The 3,801-nt window shown below is 44.7% G+C and carries 3 protein-coding genes; 1 reads left to right on the plus strand and 2 read right to left on the minus strand.

What is annotated here, in order from left to right; translation table 11 throughout:
• On the minus strand, positions 1–298 hold a 298-nt coding region (locus tag PX636_RS03330), incomplete at its 3' end, for an AAA family ATPase (RefSeq protein WP_288116220.1).
• 398 nt (positions 299–696) lie between these two features.
• On the opposite strand from PX636_RS03330, the gene infC reads away from it, so the two are divergent.
• Complete coding sequence (gene infC / locus PX636_RS03335) at positions 697–1,227, plus strand: translation initiation factor IF-3 (protein ID WP_002797889.1); 531 nt, start codon at positions 697–699, stop codon at positions 1,225–1,227.
• 86 nt (positions 1,228–1,313) lie between these two features.
• Here the strand turns inward: infC and PX636_RS03340 are convergent, their stop codons facing one another.
• Positions 1,314–3,521, minus strand: coding sequence for a PhoX family protein (locus PX636_RS03340; RefSeq protein ID WP_288116221.1), 2,208 nt, complete (start codon positions 3,519–3,521; stop codon positions 1,314–1,316).
• Positions 3,522–3,801 lie beyond the last annotated feature (280 nt).

Consider the following 3,801-nt stretch of genomic DNA (forward strand, 5'->3'; position numbering starts at 1 on the left):
CGACTTCCCCACCCCAATTATCTTTTACCTTGCGATTGACTAACATTTCAACTATAAATTCCATTTCCGTGGCGTAGTCGTCCTCATCATATTGGGTAAAAAGTTCGCTAGGATGTCCTCTTTGCTCGCTAAAAGCCGTCTTCAGATCCACTTCTGCCAGCCGCGCCAACAATTGCAAAGCATCAAATAAATTACTCTTACCAGAAGCATTAACCCCAGCAACTACAGTAAGCGGCGTGAATACCATTTCAAAATTATGAAAGGATTTAAAGCCATGAATTTTAATATAAGTAATCATAGTTTTAGGCGATAGGTAATATTAAAACATCAGCGCAACATTTAACCATACTGGACAATCTTCTCAACTTTCGCCTGATACTGTCCTACTATAATCTAGACATTGGTTTACAGAGGTAGGGCGGTTACGCCGATTTTGTCGGGTGCGTTACCTGCCGCAAAGGGAACGCACCTTACCGATCGATTCCTGAGAGTATAGGGTCTTAGTCTAACAAAACCCATAGACAACAGCTTATCTGGCTGACGGCCGGCGGCTGATGACCGGCGGCTAAAAATTAACATTGCAAGAAAACTTAACAATTGGCCAAGAAACTCGATCGAGTAGGTAGAATAGCAAGTAAATCATTTTGTAAACTCCAACCGATTAACTAACTAGAATAGAGATAACCCAGAACGCCTGTGATAGATAAAAGACGCACTACTCGCGATCTCCCCCAAATTAACGAAAGAATCCGCTTTCCTGAAATCCGCGTTATCGATAGCGACGGCTCTCAACTAGGAATTATTACTCCTGCCGAAGCTTTACGCGTGGCCGAAGAAAAGGAACTTGATCTCGTCCTCGTCAGTGAAACGGCAAGTCCTCCCGTTTGCCGGATTATGGACTATGGTAAGTACAAGTTTGAACAGGAGAAAAAAGCCCGCGAAGCCAAGAAAAAACAGCATACAGCCGATATAAAAGAAGTTAAAATGCGCTATAAAATCGATGAGCATGACTACAACGTGCGAGTCAACCAAGCGCAACGTTTTTTAAAAGCGGGAGATAAGGTAAAAGCGACGATTACCTTCCGAGGCCGGGAAATTCAACACTCTAACCTAGCGGAAGAATTACTGGCGCGCATGGCCAAAGACTTACAGGATGTGGCTGAGGTACAGCAAGCACCAAAAAAAGAAGGTCGTAACATGATGATGATGTTATCGCCGAAAAAATAACTAACTAATCCGGAAAAAAGGGGCTAAGACCCCTTTTTTGTTTTTCAGAAATCCCCAAAGGAAACCAATCATCTAAAACAAATGTATTATCCAGATTTTGACTCAATTCGCCGAATCGCCACCACTGCCGGCCGGGGAGGTTGATTAACTTGACCACTGGGCCAATTCGACCCTAGGGGTACTTGTCGCATTTGTTCAAATTCCTGCCCATTAGTGGTTTTAAGGGCAAATTTGCGGTTTTCAAAGGCCAAATCCCGACGAATTCCCCCCGCTTCCCCCGGATGTTGTACTGCCAAAAATAACGTCTCTTGGTCGGGAGTAAAGTACAATCCCGTTAATTCCGCATCCATGGGAGCGATAGCAAAAGGATAGGGATGCTCTTGACCCTTGGCAAACACCCAAGCGCTATTATTGCCAAAAATCCCCAATAAATCCCGTTGACTAACCGGGACCCCTTGGGGATAACGAGTTTTCATCTCTCGATTTAACCCACCCGTGGAAATATCGCTAACCATCCAGAGATTTCCCTGTTTATCGAAAGCGAGGTTATCGGGATTAGAAAAACCCTCACCTTTCTCTGTCGGTTCCCCTCCATAAGCGACCACATCCCAACGAAAACTTAAGGAAGCAGCATCGTTATTATCTTCCCTTAAGCTGATAATCCAACCAAATTCGTAGGGTATTTCGCCATTTGGCCCCTTAAATATTTCCTTATCGGCTCCTCCCTCCGCTGCACTGGGACTACCAGAGGTAAAGGTCATATATAAAGTACCATTCTCGTCCACTTCCGTATCTTCCGGGCGACCAGTACAAGTGACCCCAACGGCGTTAGCTGCAAAATGAGCATCGATGAGAATTGCCCCCTGTTTTTCCGTCCTATTACCTTCATACAGGTCTGCGAGGGTCTTATATTTAGCTTTGTAGGCCAGAATCTCCTCATCGTCCTTAAATAGCAGTAATTTAGTATCATTGACCGTTCTTTCGGGATTCGGCAAGGCTACCACCCCATCCCCGCGACTAGCGGCAATTTGACTCGGTAGGACGGGATTTATCTCCGTGTCGGGATTTAAGGGTATCCAATAACCGGTTTTATCGGCGTTGAATTTGGCCCCGTAGAGCATTCCTTTTTCTAGGAGTTTTGAGTTATTTTTCGCCTTAATATCGCTAATTTTGCCCTCGGAAACGAATTTATAGATATGACCGCCTCTGCGATCGCAACCTGAATAAACCGCCAAGGGTTGCCCCGTCCGAGGGAGAAAAGCGACCGCTTCATGGCGAAAACGCCCTAACCAAGTGTGTTTTGTGCCGTAATCGTCGGGATTGGCCGGATCCACCTCCACCATCCAACCGTATTTATTTCCCGCTAACCCGAAGACGTTACCCCGGCCATCCACTTCCGAACTATTGAGAATAAAGGGGGTAGTATCGGGATGCAAAGGGGAACCATCTTTTAACACTACCTCCGTCACTTGGTCTTGAAAGTTCTCCTCGGCACTAAATACAGTCCCCCAAGGCGTTGTTCCCCCGGCGCAATTTTGCAACGTTCCGATAATTTTTGCCCCTAATCCGTCATCGTAGCCAAGTTTATCGGTTTTGGTAAAAATTGCTACAGCAGGACCGGTCGCTTTCAGGTAGTGACCGTCCTTTAGTCCAGAGATACCGGTAATGCGGCGATCGGCTTTACTATAGGTACGTTGCCATTTTCCCGTTTGATCTTTAGCCAGGGAAATTACGCCAATTCCCTGATCAATTAGGCCTTCTAGGGAGATTTCCTCGATTTTTGCCTTTAAGCTGGCATCTTGCAGGTGATAGGCGGCAATTTCACCCTTTTCGTTGGTTTTTTCCCGTACTTCCTTGACGGGTAGGGTTTTACCAATCACTTGTTCAAAGGTTTGTAGCCAAGTACGACCACTGATATATTCAAAATTAACGGTTAGATAACCTTGACCCGCACTGGTTTCGATAAAAGATAGATAATCATTGTTATAACCGAAACGGGAATCACCCACTGCATCCCCCCACTGGGCCAGCACATCATAGGTGAATCCTTGCGGAAGAACGAGATCATCTAGGACTTTATAGGTTTGATAGGCACTTTTTTGGCTTTCATCGCTCATGCCGTCAATTTTTAAGGGAATCGGCAGTTTGACTGCAGCAAAGTTTAACCCGAAACTATTGGCAGCGATCGCAGGACTGCTGATCAGAGAGGAAGATTTTTTCTCTTGCAGACTGAAAAAAGAGACACCAGCAGTGGCAGTTAAAAAGGTGAGGAAATTACGGCGAGAAATACTCATATTTTCGGCAATAAAGTCAAAACTGATACTCAGACCTTGATTAGGTTAAATTTTATTACGGACACTTGACATAGGGATTATACAGTATCCAAGTTATGACTAAGTTAACAGCCAGTTAAAAAGCTCTCCTGCAAAAATCTTCCGTTATACTAAATCCGGTTATTAAAAACTGATTATTTAGGGCTTGCTGAATAAATCTAAAAACCTTGTTGGATAAGACTTTTAGACTTTTTGGAAACCAAAAAGTGCCAGATCCCGGAGTGATCGGGTGGAAAATTCC

Source organism: Microcystis sp. M53598_WE2, assembly GCF_030067735.1.
GTDB lineage: Bacteria > Cyanobacteriota > Cyanobacteriia > Cyanobacteriales > Microcystaceae > Microcystis > Microcystis aeruginosa.

Coding starts and splice junctions, on each gene's coding strand:
- PX636_RS03340 (WP_288116221.1), bottom strand. CDS start 3,521: ATGAGTATTTCTCGCCGTAATTTCCTCACCTTTTTAACTGCCACTGCT.